Origin of the sequence: Devriesea agamarum, from assembly GCF_900070355.1 — a bacterium.
GTDB classification, from domain to species: domain Bacteria; phylum Actinomycetota; class Actinomycetes; order Actinomycetales; family Dermabacteraceae; genus Devriesea; species Devriesea agamarum.
Genome location: NZ_LN849456.1, coordinates 1,486,941 through 1,503,526, shown reverse-complemented (window position 1 = coordinate 1,503,526; position 16,586 = coordinate 1,486,941). Strand labels below are relative to the sequence as shown.

Below are 16,586 nucleotides of genomic sequence, written 5' to 3'. Positions count from 1 at the left end.
CAGGCATGACGTAAATCGCGGCAGGTCACATATCAGCGTCGGGTGTGGACTCTGGTGGCAACGTGATCACCGAGAAGTCGAAGGCCCCCTGTCCACGGGTTTCAGCTGCCTCAAGGGACTTCAGAGCGGCGCGGGTGGCCGGCAAATCCCGGTCGGAGGTGCTGAGCATGAGGCGGGCGTCTTTGGCGATGGCATCCACGGCGAAGTGGGCGTCGCGCACGTCGGCCTCGCCGAGCACGAAGTTGCGTTTCATCCCCGCGATAAAAGCCAGGCCGGTGTGGGCGAGCAAATCTAGAACCCGGGCATCATCCAGTCCGCGCGCCCGCCCGAGCGTGAGCGCTTCGGTTAAGCCCTGGGCACTGACTGCAAGGGCCAGGTTCGCCAACAGTTTGGCGACGGCGGCTTCAGCCGCATCGGTGACCACGATTAGCCGGTCGGCGTCTGCCCAAGGGGTCACAATCTCGGCGGCGAGCTTTCGAGCCTGGGGATCCGTTCCGCCCACGTAGACGCCGAGCTTGCCAGCCCGGGCCGGCCCCAGGGAGCCGACCACGGGGGTTGCCACATAGCTGGGGACAGCACGGGCGAACTCCTCCCCGTCCGCCGGCGACACCGTCGTCGCATCCAACCAGGGCATACCGTCGGGAATGAGCTGTGGGGCGATAATCGTCTCGCGGACGGCATCCGGGCCGAACAGGCAGCTGACCACCACCTCGGCACCAGCAACCGCCTCCGCAGGGGTCGCAGCGCAGGTGGCCCCCTCATCGCGCAGAGGCTTCGTTCGTTCGAGGGTGCGGTTCCATACCGTGAGGTCGTGGTCTCGCAGGAGGTGGCGGGCTAATTCGGTGCCCAGCTTGCCGGTTCCCAGGAAAGCGATTTTCATGGCAACAGCGTAACTCCGTGTGATCTGCGACGCCTGCGAACCTTAGGCCTAGCATTGAGTCATGTGCGCACACACGTTGGATGATGGTTCAGTGATTGCGAATGATGGTTTAGTGACTGCGAATGATGGTTCTGGTGCCGCGGATACGGTGCCGGGGCCTTGGCCGTCAGGAACCTCGCTCGGATTGCCGCCCATTATCGACCGGGCTGGTCTCGACCGGCTCCAGCGCGAAGGTTCCACCCGACCCCTCGCGCTGGTCGATATCCGGTTCGCCATCGACGGCTCAACCGGACGGGAAAACTATCTCGCAGGCCATCTTCCTCAGGCTGTGTACTTGGACCTCGATGGCGCGCTCGCGGCGCCCGCATCCGAAGCGGAAGGCCGGCACCCGCTGCCTGACCCGCAGACGTTTGCTTCGGCGCTCGGTGCGGCGGGAATTGGGGATGACACCGTTGTGGTGGCCTACGACGACCGGCAGGGCAGCGCGGCGGCCCGCCTGGTGTGGATGCTGCGTGCACTCGGACACGACGCTGCGCTGCTAAGTGGTGGCTTTACCGCCTGGGATGGCCCGGTTGAATCCGGTGAAGTGACCCCGGTGCCCGCGGTGTTGACCCCGAAGCCGTGGCCGCGTGAACGGCTTGCCACCGTGGAGGAGGTTGCGGACGGGTCGGCGTGTGTGCTGGATGCTCGCGCCCCGGAGCGCTATCGGGGCGATACCGAACCGGTGGATCCGCGTGCAGGGCATATTCCCGGGGCATTGAATCAGCCCTTTGCGCAGTCGCTGGATGAGGACGGTTGTTTTCTGACCCCGATGGGCTTGCGGGAGATATTTGCTCTGGGTGGTTTGCGTCCTGATCGGGAGATCATTGCGTACTGCGGGTCGGGCGTGACGGCCTGTCATCTGATGCTTGCGCTTGAACAGGCTGGTTATGAGCGGGTGCGGCTTTTTCCGGGGTCGTGGTCGCAGTGGAGCGCTAACCCTGATCTGCCGGTGGCGACCGGGGATCAGCCCTAAGGCAATTAGCTCTAGGTGGGTTCGGTCTCAGACGGGGGCAGGTTCAGATACTGACCTACATGCTGGCGCGGATGGCGTCCACGATGGCGGAGCGGTCCTGTCGCGGATCCTCGCCAAGAACCGCCGCCCAAATGGGCACCATGGCCTCGCGGTAGCTATGCCCGTGCCCGCCGGGTACGGAGATCGATAGCGGCATGTCGGCGGCGATCTGCCAGAACGTGACCCAGGGGAACCAGCGCACCGCGGGGGAGACGTCCTTGCCGACACGCTGGCGCAGCCAATCGGGTTCCTCCCACAGCAGGCGCGGAGACCACCACACCACCGGGTCGCTGGCGTGCTGCGCGTACACGATCCGCGGGGCCTCCCACGGTTCGTAAGGGCCACCCCAAAAATTGCGCACCAGATCGTCGGGATGGGTAATGAAGCGGACGTGCCGACCGTCATCAACAATCGGGGCAACTTCCGGTGATCCTCCGCGCCGCCGAGCGGTGAACTGCTGCCACAATGGCGTAAAACGCGGAGTGCCGGTCCACACGGCGCCATCCACATTGCTAAGCAGGTCTTCCGGTGAGGCAAACGCTGCTTGACCGCCGTAGGACCCAAGCGATTCCCCTGCGACGAACAGTCGCGGACGCTTGTCCTTCGGGATCAGATCCAAGCGTTGCCGCACCGCCTGAAATAGTGCTTGACCAGCGGCGCGAGGGGCTTGGCGATCCAGGATATAGGACAATCCGCTGGTGTAGACGCTGTATTGCAGGGATGCGGTTGCGCAGTTTCCGCCCGTGAGATATTCAATCGCCGATAGCGACCATTCTTGAAGCCAGCCGGTGCCTGTTCCGGTGAAGATTGCGAGCACACGTCGATCCCATGCCCCGGTCCGGTCGAGTTCGGCCAGCACAATATCGACCGCCTCATCCAGACTCCGGCCAGGCGGCATTTTCCCCGCATACACCCGGATAGGTTCCATCGCGGGGGCACCGGTGACGCGAGCGATCTGTTCGGCGCTGGGGCCGCCGGTCACGATGCGCCGACCGGCTGCGCCTAGGGTCTGCCATCGTTCTAAGGACTCGGCGGATCCCGAACGCAGCGTGCTGCGCGGGGGAGTGGAACCGGGGGCGATCATGGAATTGGTGCGCTCTGCTTGGTGGATAGCCCATTGCAGAAGTTCGCCGCGCACCAGGCGCTCGCCAGCGACCACCCCGAGACCGCCGATGGCTGCGAGCGAGACCACCTGCCCAACCGGGCCGGGCAGACGGTGACCGATAGCCCGATGCAGCGCGTGATGGGCGATCAGAATGCCGCGCACCGATGCCAAAACCGCACAGGACAGGGCAATCCCAGTGCCCACTCCCGCCGCTTGCGTCCACGACTGTTTTGGTTCTTCAAACACCAGGCGGGTGATTTCGCGTTGGCGGATCTCTCCACGCACCCACGAATAGGCCGACATCCCGACGAAAGAGGCCGCCCCGATCCAGCGCAGAGCATTCCGGCCCTCAGGCTTAATGCTGGCTTTAACCCCCAATGCGCGCGCGGCGACCTTCAACGCTTGAGCCCCGGCTTTGCCTGCCACGTACCCATATACCTGGGAGAGCCCGACGTTGGCCGCTGTGGACCACCAGGTGCGGGGGATGAGACTCGGAGAGGTCGCTACCCAGGTGGCGGCGCTCGCACCCACCACCCCGGCTGAGGCCAACGGTGCCGTGATTGAGCTGGGGCGCATCTGTGCCACACGGTCGAGCACAGTTCGGGACATTCCGGCTCCCGATGCCGATCCCCCACGGTTTTTACGTGATCTGCGTCGACAAATAGGCATGAAATCAATGTAGTCCTGCAACCTGCATGATGAAATCAGAATCATGAGGATCGGGATCCCCCACGAAAGTGCGCCTGGAGAACGACGGGTAGCAGCCACCCCTACGACTGTGAAGAAGCTGGCAAGTCTCGGCTATGAGGTGCTGATTGAGGCCGGAGCCGGTGTGCTGGCATCCCATCCGGATTCAGCATATGCCGAGGCCGGCGCCCAGATCGTCACCCGTGAAGAAGCTTGGGGCGCGGACATTGTGCTCGCCGTCGGGCCCTTGGATGTGAAGGATGTGCCGCTGCTGCGCTCCGGTGCAGTGCTCGCCGCATTCTTGTACCCAGCCCAGAACCCCGAGCTGGTCGACGCTCTGGCTGAGCGCGGCGTGTGCGCGCTCGCCATGGATATGGTGCCGCGTATTTCGCGCGCGCAGTCGATGGATGCGCTCTCCTCGATGGCGAACATTTCCGGTTACCGGGCCGTCGTGGAGGCCGCCGGCGCGTTCGGACGATTCTTCACCGGCCAGGTCACCGCTGCCGGTAAAGTGCCGCCCGCCCGAGTCTTTGTGCTCGGTGCCGGGGTGGCCGGACTGGCGGCGATTGGCGCGGCCGGAAGCCTTGGCGCGGTGGTACGGGCCAGCGATGTGCGCCCGGAAACCGCTGAACAGGTCACGTCGATGGGCGCCGAGTTTGTCACCGCCAGCGGGGGTATGCGTCCGGCATCTTCGGACGGTTACGCACGTGAACCCGGAGCTGAGGACGCCGCCAAAGCCGCTGAACTGTATGCCGAACAGTGTGCCTGGGCCGATATCGTGATCACCACCGCTGCGGTGCCGGGACGCCCATCGCCCCGCTTAATTACCGATGAGATGGTGGCCGCGATGCGCCCCGGAAGCGTGATCGTGGACCTCGCCGCCGCAGGCGGAGGTAACTGCACGCTGACTCGGCGCGGTGAGGCGTACGTGAGTGACAACGGCGTTGTCATCATCGGCTATGACGACATGCCGTCCCGTCTTCCCGGGCAGTCCTCGCAGCTGTACGGCACCAACCTGGTGAACCTTCTGACGTTGATGACTCCTGAGAAAGACGGCCAGCTCGTGGTCGACACCGAGGATGTCATCGTGCGCACGATGCTGGTGACCCGCGACGGGGAGGTGACGTTCCCACCGCCACCGGTGGCTGTCTCTGCTGCGCCCGCACCGGCCGTAGCCCCCGCTGCCGCGCCGACGGAAGAAGCTCCGCCTAAACCGCCTCGGCCCTGGTGGGTAACGTACTTGGCAGTGACGATCCCGTGCCTGGTATTCCTGGGGATTTCGCCGCTTCTTCCCGGGGCGTTTTTGATCCACCTGAGCGTGTTCGTCCTCGCGGTGATCGTCGGATACTACGTCGTGTGGAAGGTCAGCCATGCGCTGCACACCCCGCTGATGAGCGTGACCAACGCGATCAGCGGCATTATCGTCGTCGGTGCGATTTACCAGATCACAAGCGATAACTGGCTGGTGAAGATCATCGCCTTCTTCGCTGTGCTCATCGCCTCGATCAACATCGTGGGCGGATTCGCCGTTACCCAGCGGATGCTCCGCATGTTCCGGAAGGCCTGAGATGCTCCTGCCCGCTGTTACTGCTGCTTATATTGTCGCTGCGCTGCTGTTCGTCCTCGCGCTCGCGGGGTTGTCAACCCACGAAAGCGCCAAGCTGGGGAATGCCTTTGGCATTACTGGCATGTTGATTGCGCTGATTGCCACCATCGTGACCGCATTCCACGGAGCTACGCCGGGAGCCGGCCTGGTTACCAGCGCGGTGCTGCTGGCCATTGCTCTGCTGATCGGCGGGGCGGTAGGCCTGTGGCGTGCGCTCACCGTGGAGATGACGGGCATGCCCGAACTTGTGGCCCTGCTGCACTCGTTCGTTGGCATGGCCGCCGTGCTAGTGGGGCTGAACTCCTTCCTCGACGGTCACGGGGACACCGTGCACCTCCTCGAGGTGTTCCTGGGCATGTTCATTGGCGCGATTACCTTCACTGGCTCGCTGGTTGCCTTCGGGAAACTGCGCGGCCTGATCCCCTCGAAGCCGCTTACTCTGCCCGCGCGGCATCTTCTAAACCTGGTGGCTCTGCTGGTCTGTCTGGTGCTGCTGATTGTGTTCCTCACCGTCGACGTGTTCTGGATTCAGGTGGCATCGCTGCTGCTGATGACCGTCATCGCCTTCGCTCTCGGATGGCACTTGGTGGCCGCTATCGGCGGGGCTGACATGCCGGTAGTGGTCTCTATGTTGAATTCGTATTCGGGCTGGGCAGCCGCCGCGGCTGGGTTCATGCTCGGTTTGGATGTGCTGATTGTGACCGGTGCTCTGGTGGGCGCGTCCGGTGCGATTTTGTCCTACATCATGTGCCGCGCTATGAACCGGTCCTTCGTGTCGGTGATCCTCGGCGGTTTCGGGGCTGAGACTTCGGCTGGCGCCAGCGCCGACCAGGATGGCGAGATCCACGAATTGGATGCCGCGGGTGTGGCTCAGCTGCTCGCCGAGGCGCGTTCGGTGGTGATCGCCCCCGGATACGGTATGGCGGTTGCCCAGGCTCAGTATCCGGTTGCGGATCTCACCGCCCGGCTTCGCGAACGCGGCGTCAATGTTCGTTTCGGTATCCACCCGGTTGCGGGGCGTTTGCCTGGCCATATGAATGTTTTACTGGCTGAGGCTAAGGTTCCGTATGACATCGTGCTGGAAATGGACGAGATTAACGATGACTTCGCAGACACCGATGTGGTGCTGGTGATCGGGGCGAACGATACCGTGAATCCGGCGGCTTCCGACCCTGGTTCACCGATTGCCGGTATGCCGGTGCTGTGCGTGTGGGAAGCGGCTCACACGGTCGTGTTCAAACGGTCCATGGCAGCCGGATACGCGGGTGTGCAGAATCCGTTGTTCTTCCAAGACAACACGTCGATGCTGTTCGGTGACGCGAAAGCCAGTGTGCAGGCAATTGTGACTGCGCTGGATGCGGTTCCGGCCTCGGAACGGGTGTAGTTGCGGTGTAGTCCGGATGAGATGTGGACCACGTCCGGACTATACACTGAGATTATGACGACGATTAGACCTCTTGGGAGTGAACTGAAAGCCAGGCTCGACCATGCTCGTGAGTGGGGGCTTAGCTTCATCCCTGAGGATCATCAGCAGTACTTCGAGCGGTACACAACGAAGCTGCAGTTCATTAAGCAGGCGTTAGAGTCCGGTCGGTTCACCGCGGAGCACACATATGAGTTGCAGTCGCTAGGGATTCTGCTCGGTGACGCCATGGTGCGGGGCGCTCGCATTGATTTTGAATGGGTGGAGGTCGAAGATGAGTACGGTATCGACCCCGCTATTAACGTTCCGGAGACCTCTATTCTGCTCTTCCCGCTTACGATGATTTCAAAGCGTGTTGAAGCAGGTGAGGAGGTTGATATTTATGAGCTTTTTGGCACCAATGAAGAGCAGGTTATGAAAGTTCTCGGCGTGCCGATCCGGGACGAGGACACAATTGCCGATAATGGTGGCCCCATCCCGAAGAAGCTTCCGATCTCCGCACATGTTCTACGGTCGTATGCTGTTGACGGCTCGCAGTCAGGAACCAGTGGGGCGGGCGACCGAGGCGTAGCGAAATATGATTACTCAATAACTCCCGCCTGGAAAACTGCCAAAGCTAAACTGATGCAAGAAGAAGAGAAGAAACCGAAAAAGCCCACGGGGTTAGCGGCTCTGCCGTTTATCGGGGTGCTCTGGCGCCAGAATTAGCTGGTGGGCTTTATCGGGTCGGCGACCGTGTATGACCAACGCCTTGTGAAGGTGAGTGGTGTGTGTCGGTGCCTCATTTTTCTGTGATTCTTGCGGTCTAGCCGCGTAGAGCTTTTAAGTATACCCATTGGTGATATTGGGGTGTGGTCAAATAGAATGATGAGACTAGGGAGCTGACAGTTTTATCACTGTCATTAATTTGTATTCTGTGGGTTTGGGTGACCGTCTTTGGTGTACATATCATCGCTGATGAGAGATTGTTTGTGGTCCTTGTTGGGCTGCCTGAAATGACACCTACGAGCCTCCATGTAGGTGCCTGATGGTATTAATGGCCGGCAAAATTGCATCGCTTATGCATGTGCGGCTGTCTCATCAATAGACAATGGGTTTTGTGGGTCGAATTCGTGGTAAGGATTGGCCTGACCTGTGGGGCGCTATGCATACAGCATGCGCTCACGCATATGCGTCTGAAGCGAATCCTTGCGGGGCAGAGTCGGAAGAGCGAACGGCACCGCCGCCGGGGCACTGCGCGAACCGAAAGGCTACGTTGACGAAGCGTCGTCCGGACACTGCCCCGGGCGTCGTCAGCCGCATCCGAGATTGCGCGTTCGGCGCCCATTGAGGTAGCTCCACAACCCTCGACCCATGACATGCCGACAGGGCTCTGAGTGGACCCATGGAACGATCCATACAGAACCCTGTCAGCGACCCGTGACCTGCAACCTGCGTGTGACGCAGGTACTCCTTCGAGCGCCCTCCAGCGTCAGGCTTTAACGGCTTAGGCTTGCGTTGCCGACGTAATCCACGTTGCGGGTTTCCCTGGTGAGGGCCAGGGATGCGACGGTGAGCAGAGCCACCCCCGAAAGGTATACGCCGACCCAGAACGGTGAGCCTTCGCCCCAGGACCACAGAGCGATGGAAATGAACGGGGCGATGGCCGCACCCAAAATGGAGGCCATGTTGTAGGCGACCGCTGAGCCGGTGTAGCGCACATTGGTCGCGAACATTTCAGGAAGCAGGGCACCCATGGGGCCGAATGAGAGGCCGGTGAGAGCAAAGCCAACCATAAGAGCAATCATGACCCCGACGGTTCCGCCCTGTAAGAGCGGGCTCCACACCAGGCCGTACACCACGATTCCGATGGTGACGACGAGCAAGTGACTGCGCCGTCCGAAACGCTCTGCCAACGGGCCCGCGAGGAACGTGAAGATGCCGAAGCACACGCAGCTAATGACCAGCATCAAGATGAACTGTTCACGGGTGTAGCCGAGACCGGGCACGAAGGCGGCTGCGTTAAACGGTTTACCCGCCGTGGCTGCTGCGGCGCGGGCCGACTCAACCGTTGAGGGGGTCGTGCCGAAGGTCAGCACGAATGTTGTGAGGAGGTAGAAGATGCAGTACGTGCCGACCATGTTGAAGGTTGCCAGCACCAACTGGACCGGGTGGGTGCGCACCGTTTCCAGCAGCGGCATTTTGACAATCTGCTGCTTCTGTTTGGCGGCGGTGAAGGCCGGGGATTCGATCAGGCTGATCCGCACGTACAACCCGACCATGACCAGCACAGCGGAGGCGATAAACGGAATGCGCCATCCGTAGGACATAAAGTCGGCGTTGCTCATGGCCTGTGACAGCACGAGCATGAAGAGGTTCGCGACGATGAATCCGATGGGGGCGCCGAGCTGAGGGAAGGTGCCGTACACCGCGCGTTTGCCTTCGGGGGCGTTTTCGGTGGCGAGCAGGGCCGCTCCCGACCACTCTCCGCCGAGCCCAATGCCTTGCGCCATCCGGCAGATGACCAGCGCGAGCGGGGCAAGAATGGCCCAGCCGGGGGTGAGAGCCGTCGGCAGGAGACCGATGACCACGGTCGCAATGCCCATGGTTAGCAGTGATCCGACCAGCGTGCCTTTGCGTCCGATGCGGTCGCCGAGATGTCCGAACAGCAGGGAACCGATTGGGCGCGCTAGGAAGGCGACTCCGAAAACGGCAAATGAGGATAACTGTGCCGTGGTGCTGTTGGAAGCGTCGGGGAAGAACAGTGCGGGGAAGATCAGGACCGCAGCGGTGGCGTAGATGTAGAAATCGTAGAACTCGATCGAGGTGCCGATGAGCGAGGCGATGATGACCTTGCCCCGGGAGTTTCTCGCGGACGGCTCGGTCTGCGTGAGGGTGGTAGTCACGGGATCCTTCCAGGGGTGAGGGGAGGGGTCGGGTGAGACGGCGGTTTACGGACGACGTTTCGGCGCGCAGCGCGAAGGTGCGGCACCGGATGGTGCGGCCGCGGCAATGGGTAGCGCCTCGACTGATTGATCTGGTGCTTCGGTGTCCCGGTGGTGCGATGGCCACGGCGGAACGCGGTGGGTGCGCCGGATAGCGCATGCACTGCTCAGTGCGCCAGACGGTGAGTCCGGTGCGCGGAACGCTGTGCGGTCCGGTTGACGCGGGGTGGTGCGCTTATCCGGAGGGTAAATCCCTGCTTGGTAGGGGTTTACGGTAGTGATCGTCCACTATGTGCGAAAGAAACATCCAAATAGTGGACAGAATGTGAATGGGGCGCTTGCTGGTTCGCGTGACGTACCTCTTCAGTAGGCTTAATGCGTGACCAACGAACTCCTGGACAGCGCTTCCTCGACTCCGGCTCCTGAGGGTGCACCCCCGTCGGGCGCGTCGAGGCCGGGTCTAGCGTCCACAGGTGCATTGAGGCCGGGTCCAGCGTCGTCGGGTGACCTGACACTGGGTGCGCCAAGGCTTGATGCTTCCGTGGCGGGTGCTTCGGCAGCGGGTACAGCATCGTGTGGTAACTCATCATCGGGGCATGGCCCGGAAGATCTCGACTGCTATGCGGCGCGTCGGGACGAGTACCTACGGTCAGCGGTGCGGCTGCAGACTCGCGTTCAGGAAATTCTTGTCGACGAGGGCGTGGACTTCCGCGATGTGATCGCCCGGGCTAAAGAAGTCGATTCGTTGGAAGGCAAACTCGCACGCGACGACATCGGCGGAATGCATGATGTTCACGATCTGGTCGGGGTACGCATCGTGTGCAACATCGAATCGGATATTGCGCGGATCGCGGACCTGATCGGCGATGAAATGACCGTGGTCCAGATTCGCGATAAATCGAGGGAAGTGCGGGCACGCGGGCAGATCGGATACGCAGGGCTACACCTGATCGTGGACAACGGTGACCTGGGCACAGCCGAAATTCAGATCCGGACCATCCTGCAGGATGCCTGGGCACAGTTCGAGCATGGGGTGCGTTATAAACCGACCTCCGGTGCGGCCACACCTGAAATTGATCGGTCCCTGACCCTGGCTTCGGGCCTACTGGAACTCGCCGACGCCGAATTCGCCAAGATTCAACAGCTGCAAATTGAACAGAGCTTGCTCGAACAACAACGGCGCGAACAAGCCGAGGCTCATCGCCTGATCGAAGCCGAGGACGTTCGCGACGGTCTGCTCGACGCACTGCCAGGCAGAGGACTATCCCGAAAATCCCATTACCGGTGGGGTCTGCGCCTCATGCGCGCCATGGGCATCGAAACTCTAAACGACCTACACGCATTCCTCGCCCAAATCGACCTCGACCAACTGCGCTCGGTCATGGGTTACCGCTACATGCCAGGCCCGATCCGCCTGCTGGATGACCTATTACTGCTGACCTACGGAGAGGACTATGTCGAGCGCACCAAAGACGTGGGAGAGGACCCCGCCCGCGAAAACAAACTGCGCCAACGCCTAGCCAAAGTGCAGTCCGCACTCACGGCAGGCAAGGACCCCGCTCCCAACCGGGTGAGCTAAAAGGTGCCCCGTCAAACAGGTCTAAAATGGGCTCCAGGAGGTGGTAGATAGTGTCGCAAGGAGCAGGACGAACCTTTGCCTCCTTCTCGATCTTTAACTACCGCGTCTTCTTCATCGGTGCATTCATCTCCAATATGGGCACCTGGATGGCCCGCATCGGCCAAGACTGGCTCGTCCTCACAAAACTGACCGACCACTCCGCAAGCGCTCTCGGCTACGTCACCGCCCTCCAGTTCATCCCCATCGCAATACTCGCCCCCTTCGCCGGTGCCATGGCCGACCGCCTACCCAAACGGCGGCTACTAATCGCCACCCAACTTCTGCTAGCACTCAACGCCGGAATCCTCTGGGTGCTGATCGTCACCGGAACCGTTCAGCTGTGGCACGTCTACCTCCTCGCCCTGATGCAAGGCGTGATCTCCGCGGTAGATAACCCCACCCGGCAATCCTTCGTACCCGAAATGGTTCCGCTGCGACTGGTCCCCAACGCAGTCGGCCTCAACAGCGCCTCGTTTAACGGCGCCCGCCTGCTCGGACCCGGCCTCGCCGGACTCATCATCGCAGCCTGGGGCATCGCCCCCGACATCGGCATCAACGCCCTCAGCTTCATTGCCGTGATCGGGTCCCTCCTGCTCATGCGCCCCGGGGACCTCACCCCAGCCCCTGCCCGCCGCGGACCAGGAGCAATCCGCGAAGGCATCGCCTATGTGCGGCATCGCCCAGACATTGTCGTCATCCTGTTCATGGTGTTCATGCTCGGAACCTTCGGGCTGAACTTCCAGATCACCAACGCGCTCATGGCCACCGCAGTCTTCGGTAAAGGTGCAGGCGAATACGGGTTACTTGGCTCCATTATGGCGATCGGAACCCTAGCCGCCGCGCTCATCGCCGCCCGGCGAACACAACCACGCCTGCGCCTGCTACTCGGGGCGCTCACCGGATTCACCATCGGCATCATCATCCTCGGATTCGCGCCCACCTACACCATCTACGCCATCGTCCTGGTTCCCGTCGGTTTATGCGCACTCACCGTCATGACCTGCGCTAACGCCTCGGTGCAACTGGCTTGTGATCCCCAGGTCCGCGGGCGCGTGATGGCCCTGTACATGGCGATCTTCCTCGGCGGAACCCCGATCGGTGCACCCGTGATCGGGTGGGTCGGCGAATACCTTGGGCCGCGGTGGACTCTGTTTGCCGGAGGCATCGCCACAGGCCTGACCGTTGTGATCGTGCTGCTGTGGCTGCGCATCGGACGAGGCGTTCAACCCGTGCTCGCCCAACGCTGGCCGCCCCGGTTCGACGTGGCCCCCGTGCGCAAGTCCCGCAGCGCAGACGAGGATGACGATGAACCAGATATTTTGGCGCCGGGAACCATCCCGGCTGATGTCTGCCCGCAGTCGCTCGAAGCCACCGAAACCTCAAGCGAAGGCAAACCGGCAGGATGCTAGTAGCAAGAAAAGGCTGACCTACCCAGGCACGAGAAAGAGAGTACGAGTCCCCGCGGCATACCCTCGAAACCGGCAGGCCTAGCGTTGGAACCGGCAGGCCTAGCGTTGGAACCGACGGGCATAGGCTGAGGACATGAAGGTTCTACTGCCCGACACCATGCCTTTGGATTTCACAATCCCCGACGGAAGCTCACTGCTGCCGCAGGGATGGGAAACAATCACCTATAACGCGCGTGAGGTGATCCCCGAAACTCTCCATGACGCCGATGCTTTGGTGGTGTGGGGCAACTCCCGCAAGAACCTAGAATCAGCAGCTCGTCAGCTCACACAAGTGCAACTGGTGCAGTCACTCGCCGCCGGAGTCGACGGTATTATCGCGGCGGGATTCCCGTCAGAGGTTCCCATCTGCACCGGAGCTGGCCTCCACTGCCCGACGGTGGCCGAACACACACTCGCTCTTCTCCTCGCACTCGTGCGCCGAATTCCCGAAAGCCTCCAGTCCCAAGCCCGCCACGAATGGTCCCGAGAACTAGGAGGTTTGCAGCCGCTTCACCCCGAGGGGCGCCTGACGACCCTGCTCGGAGCGCGGATACTGATCTGGGGCTTCGGGGAAATCGGTCAGCATCTTGCGCCGATGCTGAAGATGCTCGGCGCCGATGTCACCGGCATTGCCCGCACCGCAGGAAAGCGCGAAGGCTTCCCCGTGATCTGCGAGGATGCACTTGCCGACTACCTGCCGAGCACAGACGTGTTGATCAGCATCCTCCCGGCAACACCGCGCACCGAGCAAATTCTCGGGGCCGATACCTTCGCCCGTTTACCGAAACATGCCCTCGTTATCAACGTGGGCCGGGGAGCGACTCTTGATGAGAATGCTCTGCTTGAGGCCCTACGGGCCCAACGCATCGGCGGCGCCGCGTTAGACGTCACCGCGGTGGAGCCGCTGCCCGAGGAATCGCCTCTGTGGGATGCACCAGGTCTGATTGTGACTCCACACGGCGCAGGCGGGCGACCCGTCGGTGCCCCGGAACGCATCGTGGCCAACCTGCGCGCTCTAGCCTCGGGGAAGCAGCTCATCCATCCGGTGGATCGTTCAGCGATGCAGTAGCCGTGGGCACCCCGAATACCAGCAGTGACCGGCATCTCTCGCGAGTTCCGGCTATCTCACGCCCCAGTGATGCTGCGCTCACCGAGCCAGGGAGCGAGCACATCCTCTTGACCGAGCCACGGCAACAGGCCCGCTTCCCACTCATCCTCGGTCAGCAGTGACTGTGCAAACGCTTCCAGAATCCGGTCTTGATCAGCGTCAATGCCGGTGATAATGAGCCTGGTGGTTGGAAGGTCAGCGCCGGTCGAGGCGAACGCACCGATGGAGACCTGTCCGCCTGCGCCATCCCATTGGCAGACCGTGCTCGGACGCGACGGCACCCAGAACCGTCCGCGTGAGCGCAGCCGTCCGGCCCCGAGCCGTTCGATATTGGCCAGAAAACGGTCTGGATGGAACGGGCGCTCCGAGACCAAGTCAAGGGTCCACACTCCGTGCGTGCTCGGCCCTCCCCAGGGCTGGGCTGAACGCGGGTCGATCCGTTCAGCGGCGACATTCAGGCAGTGCTCCGTATTCAGCAGCACATCCACATCGACATCGTGCAGGCCATTAACCGTCAGCGTGTCAAACGGGCACAGATGATCCAGCAGCTCACTGCCCAACGCCGCGGGAGACGGCGATGCGGGGATACCGGGTGCACCATGAGGGCTGGGCGAGGCATCGTTGCCGGCTGCGGTATGACCGCCGGATGCGGCGTCACGGCCCGGATCTGCCGACGAACTGTGCATTAGCTCATGTGAGCGGACCACCACGTCGGCGTATTCGAGCTGGGCAGCCAAAGTCTCACCGACGCTCCGCTCGTCCTCGCCGGCCCAGCAAATTCCGCGCTCTGCCAGGGTGGCCTCGCCTAGAAGGTCATCGACCGCGGTGTTCACGTCGACGACCGCGCAGACAGCCGCGAGGTGAGCGCCGCGAAGCTCGTTTTTGCACGCGGGGGAGAGGGTGCGGGCGATGAGCTGCGGATCAGCGCTGAGCGGCAGAGCGAAGGCAATCGCGTTCCACCGGCCATCGGCCACAAGCCGTGCGAGGGTGGGGACGGCATCTTCGCGCATGGCACAGGAAATGCACGGATGGTCGAGTTCGACGGGGGTGTCCTCGATAATGCCGGTGGAATCGATCACAAGGCGGCGGATTAGCCCCTCTTCGGCGTTTACGTCGTGACGCAGGACGACGAGGTCGGGTCGATCGGTGACCAGATTGAAGATGAGGGCATCGCGTAGCACCTGGTCAATGGAGGCGATCACGCTGATCGGCGTGCTGCCATCGCGGCGGGGTCCAGCTGCTGATCCGAACGGGTTGTTGTGGGGCGGCTGGCCCGGTGGATGTGCACTCATGTCTGCGCTCATGGCATCCCTATCTAGTGGCTCAGGGGTAGGTCATCATTCTTGACGAGAATGATTATCAAACCCTATAGTTGCTGACCATGGCCTCACGTTGTCAAGTCACGGGAGCTGAGCCCAGTTTCGGCAAGAACGTCTCCCACTCGAACCGGCGCACCTCGCGCCGGTTCGAGCCAAATATTCACAAGAAGACCTATTACGTTCCGTCGCTCGGACGCCGGGTCCGCCTCACCGTCTCCGCTCGCGGTATCAAGACCATCGACAAGCGTGGAATCGACGCTGTGGTGGCCGAGATCCAGGCGCGCGGCGAGAAGGTATGAGGTAAATCATGGCTAAGAAAAGCACCGATATTCGGCCCATTATCAAGCTGCGTTCCACCGCGGGTACCGGATACACCTACTACACGACAAAAAACCGACGGAACACGCCCGACCGGCTCACGATCCGCAAGTACGATCCGCAGGTGCGCAAGGTCGTCGAGTTCCGCGAGGAGCGCTAACAATGGCTAAGAAATCAAAAATTGCCCGCAATAACCAGCGTCGCGAAATCGTCGCCCGATACGCGGAGCGACGAGCTGAACTCAAGCGCGTTATTAAGAGCCCCGAGACGACCGACGAAGCTCGGGCAGAGGCTGTTCGACAGCTGCAAAGAATGCCTCGCGATGCTAGCGCCACGCGTGTGCGCAACCGCGATGTGGTGGACGGTCGCCCTCGCGCCTACCTGCGCACGTTCGGACTGTCGCGCGTGAACTTCCGCGAGCGGGCACACCGGGGCGAACTGCCCGGAGTCACCAAGTCCAGCTGGTAATGACCGCTGCTCTTTGAAAGGAAATACTCCGTGAAACAGGGTATCCACCCCGAATATCGCCCCGTCATCTTCCGCGACAAGTCTGCCGATTTCGCGATCCTGACCCGGTCCACCCGCAGCTCAAACACCATGATGCTGTGGGAAGACGGTCAGGAATACCCGGTGATCGATGTCGAGATCTCCTCGGCATCACACCCGTTCTACACCGGCAATACCCGGATCGTGGATACCGCTGGCAGGGTTGAGAAGTTCAACCGTCGCTACGGAAAGAAGGCCGCGAAATGAAAGTCCGTGCCTCAATTCGATCCCTCGTCAACAAAGACGGTGCCCAAGTTGTGCGCCGCCGCGGACGTCTGTACGTCATCAACAAAAAGAACCCGCGCTTTAAAGGGCGCCAAAAGGGTTAAGGTCACTCGCCTCCAGCGCACTGAGCGCGCTCAGAGCTAGGGCCCGATCAACAGCGGTATGACACCCCCGCTGCTGATCGGGCCCGTCTCAGTGTTTAGGGCTGTGTGCTGATGGCCCTTGTCTGTGGCAAGTCGACTCTAGTTATGGCATCTGATTGCTACTTATGGCGTCTGCGTGCCACGTATGGCATCTGATTGCTACTTATGGCATCTGCTTGCTA

General features: G+C 61.8%; 16 protein-coding genes. 12 read left to right on the top strand and 4 right to left on the bottom strand.

What is annotated here, in order from left to right; all coding sequences use genetic code 11:
* Positions 1-25: 25 nt before the first annotated feature.
* On the bottom strand, positions 26-880 hold the full coding sequence (locus BN1724_RS06555) for an NAD(P)-dependent oxidoreductase (protein ID WP_058234713.1): 855 nt from the start codon (positions 878-880) through the stop codon (positions 26-28).
* Positions 881-941: 61 nt separating this feature from the next.
* Between BN1724_RS06555 and BN1724_RS06550 the strand changes: the two genes are divergently transcribed.
* On the top strand, positions 942-1,895 hold the full coding sequence (locus tag BN1724_RS06550; RefSeq protein WP_084252830.1) for a sulfurtransferase: 954 nt from the start codon (positions 942-944) through the stop codon (positions 1,893-1,895).
* A gap of 55 nt (positions 1,896-1,950) precedes the next feature.
* On the opposite strand, the gene BN1724_RS06545 is transcribed toward BN1724_RS06550, so the two are convergent.
* Positions 1,951-3,648, bottom strand: coding sequence for an alpha/beta hydrolase (locus BN1724_RS06545; protein WP_058234712.1), 1,698 nt, complete (start codon positions 3,646-3,648; stop codon positions 1,951-1,953).
* Positions 3,649-3,751: 103 nt separating this feature from the next.
* On the opposite strand from BN1724_RS06545, the gene BN1724_RS06540 reads away from it, so the two are divergent.
* From BN1724_RS06540 to BN1724_RS06530, 3 genes are read left to right on the top strand one after another with little or no spacing between them, the layout of a single operon-like run.
* Positions 3,752-5,293, top strand: coding sequence for a Re/Si-specific NAD(P)(+) transhydrogenase subunit alpha (locus BN1724_RS06540; protein WP_058234711.1), 1,542 nt, complete (start codon positions 3,752-3,754; stop codon positions 5,291-5,293).
* A gap of 1 nt (position 5,294) precedes the next feature.
* Positions 5,295-6,716: a Re/Si-specific NAD(P)(+) transhydrogenase subunit beta gene (gene pntB, locus BN1724_RS06535; RefSeq protein ID WP_058234710.1), complete on the top strand. Its 1,422-nt coding sequence runs from the start codon at positions 5,295-5,297 to the stop codon at positions 6,714-6,716.
* A 54-nt stretch (positions 6,717-6,770) separates the two neighbouring features.
* Entirely contained in the window at positions 6,771-7,463 is a 693-nt protein-coding gene (locus BN1724_RS06530) for a DUF3806 domain-containing protein (RefSeq protein ID WP_084253122.1), read from the top strand.
* Positions 7,464-8,233: 770 nt separating this feature from the next.
* On the opposite strand, the gene BN1724_RS06525 is transcribed toward BN1724_RS06530, so the two are convergent.
* Complete coding sequence (locus tag BN1724_RS06525) at positions 8,234-9,640, bottom strand: MFS transporter (protein ID WP_058234708.1); 1,407 nt, start codon at positions 9,638-9,640, stop codon at positions 8,234-8,236.
* A 418-nt stretch (positions 9,641-10,058) separates the two neighbouring features.
* Between BN1724_RS06525 and BN1724_RS06520 the strand changes: the two genes are divergently transcribed.
* The 3 genes from BN1724_RS06520 to BN1724_RS06510 all read left to right on the top strand — a co-directional run bounded on the left by BN1724_RS06520 (position 10,059) and on the right by BN1724_RS06510 (position 13,814).
* Positions 10,059-11,258: a GTP pyrophosphokinase gene (locus BN1724_RS06520; RefSeq protein WP_084252829.1), complete on the top strand. Its 1,200-nt coding sequence runs from the start codon at positions 10,059-10,061 to the stop codon at positions 11,256-11,258.
* Positions 11,259-11,308: 50 nt separating this feature from the next.
* The gene (locus BN1724_RS06515; protein WP_084252828.1) at positions 11,309-12,706 is read left to right on the top strand and encodes an MFS transporter; all 1,398 of its coding nucleotides are present in this window, start codon (positions 11,309-11,311) and stop codon (positions 12,704-12,706) included.
* Between the two features lie 133 nt (positions 12,707-12,839).
* Entirely contained in the window at positions 12,840-13,814 is a 975-nt protein-coding gene (locus tag BN1724_RS06510) for a phosphoglycerate dehydrogenase (RefSeq protein WP_058234706.1), read from the top strand.
* A 56-nt stretch (positions 13,815-13,870) separates the two neighbouring features.
* Here the strand turns inward: BN1724_RS06510 and BN1724_RS06505 are convergent, their stop codons facing one another.
* Positions 13,871-15,145 carry a CobW family GTP-binding protein gene (locus BN1724_RS06505; protein ID WP_058234705.1) on the bottom strand — a complete coding sequence of 425 codons (1,275 nt, stop codon included), beginning with the start codon at positions 15,143-15,145 and terminating at the stop codon, positions 13,871-13,873.
* A gap of 89 nt (positions 15,146-15,234) precedes the next feature.
* Between BN1724_RS06505 and rpmB the strand changes: the two genes are divergently transcribed.
* From rpmB to ykgO, 5 genes are read left to right on the top strand one after another with little or no spacing between them, the layout of a single operon-like run.
* Positions 15,235-15,471 carry a 50S ribosomal protein L28 gene (gene rpmB, locus BN1724_RS06500; RefSeq protein ID WP_058234704.1) on the top strand — a complete coding sequence of 79 codons (237 nt, stop codon included), beginning with the start codon at positions 15,235-15,237 and terminating at the stop codon, positions 15,469-15,471.
* 8 nt (positions 15,472-15,479) lie between these two features.
* Positions 15,480-15,650, top strand: a complete 171-nt coding sequence (gene rpmG / locus BN1724_RS06495) for a 50S ribosomal protein L33 (protein ID WP_058234703.1) — start codon at positions 15,480-15,482, stop codon at positions 15,648-15,650.
* A 2-nt stretch (positions 15,651-15,652) separates the two neighbouring features.
* Positions 15,653-15,958: a 30S ribosomal protein S14 gene (rpsN, locus tag BN1724_RS06490; RefSeq protein ID WP_058234702.1), complete on the top strand. Its 306-nt coding sequence runs from the start codon at positions 15,653-15,655 to the stop codon at positions 15,956-15,958.
* A 30-nt stretch (positions 15,959-15,988) separates the two neighbouring features.
* The gene (locus BN1724_RS06485) at positions 15,989-16,243 is read left to right on the top strand and encodes a type B 50S ribosomal protein L31 (protein WP_058234701.1); all 255 of its coding nucleotides are present in this window, start codon (positions 15,989-15,991) and stop codon (positions 16,241-16,243) included.
* Entirely contained in the window at positions 16,240-16,365 is a 126-nt protein-coding gene (ykgO, locus tag BN1724_RS06480; RefSeq protein ID WP_058234700.1) for a type B 50S ribosomal protein L36, read from the top strand. The genes BN1724_RS06485 and ykgO overlap by 4 nt, the downstream gene beginning before the upstream one ends.
* Positions 16,366-16,586: the final 221 nt, after the last annotated feature.

Bases quoted from the DNA above. Each gene is read 5' to 3' on its own strand.
- BN1724_RS06505 (WP_058234705.1), bottom strand. From the start codon at position 15,145: ATGAGTGCACATCCACCGGGCCAGCCGCCCCACAACAACCCGTTCGGA.
- pntB (WP_058234710.1), top strand. From the start codon at position 5,295: ATGCTCCTGCCCGCTGTTACTGCTGCTTATATTGTCGCTGCGCTGCTG.
- rpmB (WP_058234704.1), top strand. From the start codon at position 15,235: ATGGCCTCACGTTGTCAAGTCACGGGAGCTGAGCCCAGTTTCGGCAAG.
- BN1724_RS06530 (WP_084253122.1), top strand. From the start codon at position 6,771: ATGACGACGATTAGACCTCTTGGGAGTGAACTGAAAGCCAGGCTCGAC.
- BN1724_RS06555 (WP_058234713.1), bottom strand. From the start codon at position 880: ATGAAAATCGCTTTCCTGGGAACCGGCAAGCTGGGCACCGAATTAGCC.
- BN1724_RS06550 (WP_084252830.1), top strand. From the start codon at position 942: ATGTGCGCACACACGTTGGATGATGGTTCAGTGATTGCGAATGATGGT.
- rpmG (WP_058234703.1), top strand. From the start codon at position 15,480: ATGGCTAAGAAAAGCACCGATATTCGGCCCATTATCAAGCTGCGTTCC.
- ykgO (WP_058234700.1), top strand. From the start codon at position 16,240: ATGAAAGTCCGTGCCTCAATTCGATCCCTCGTCAACAAAGACGGTGCC.
- BN1724_RS06510 (WP_058234706.1), top strand. From the start codon at position 12,840: ATGAAGGTTCTACTGCCCGACACCATGCCTTTGGATTTCACAATCCCC.
- rpsN (WP_058234702.1), top strand. From the start codon at position 15,653: ATGGCTAAGAAATCAAAAATTGCCCGCAATAACCAGCGTCGCGAAATC.
- BN1724_RS06545 (WP_058234712.1), bottom strand. From the start codon at position 3,648: ATGTCCCGAACTGTGCTCGACCGTGTGGCACAGATGCGCCCCAGCTCA.
- BN1724_RS06540 (WP_058234711.1), top strand. From the start codon at position 3,752: ATGAGGATCGGGATCCCCCACGAAAGTGCGCCTGGAGAACGACGGGTA.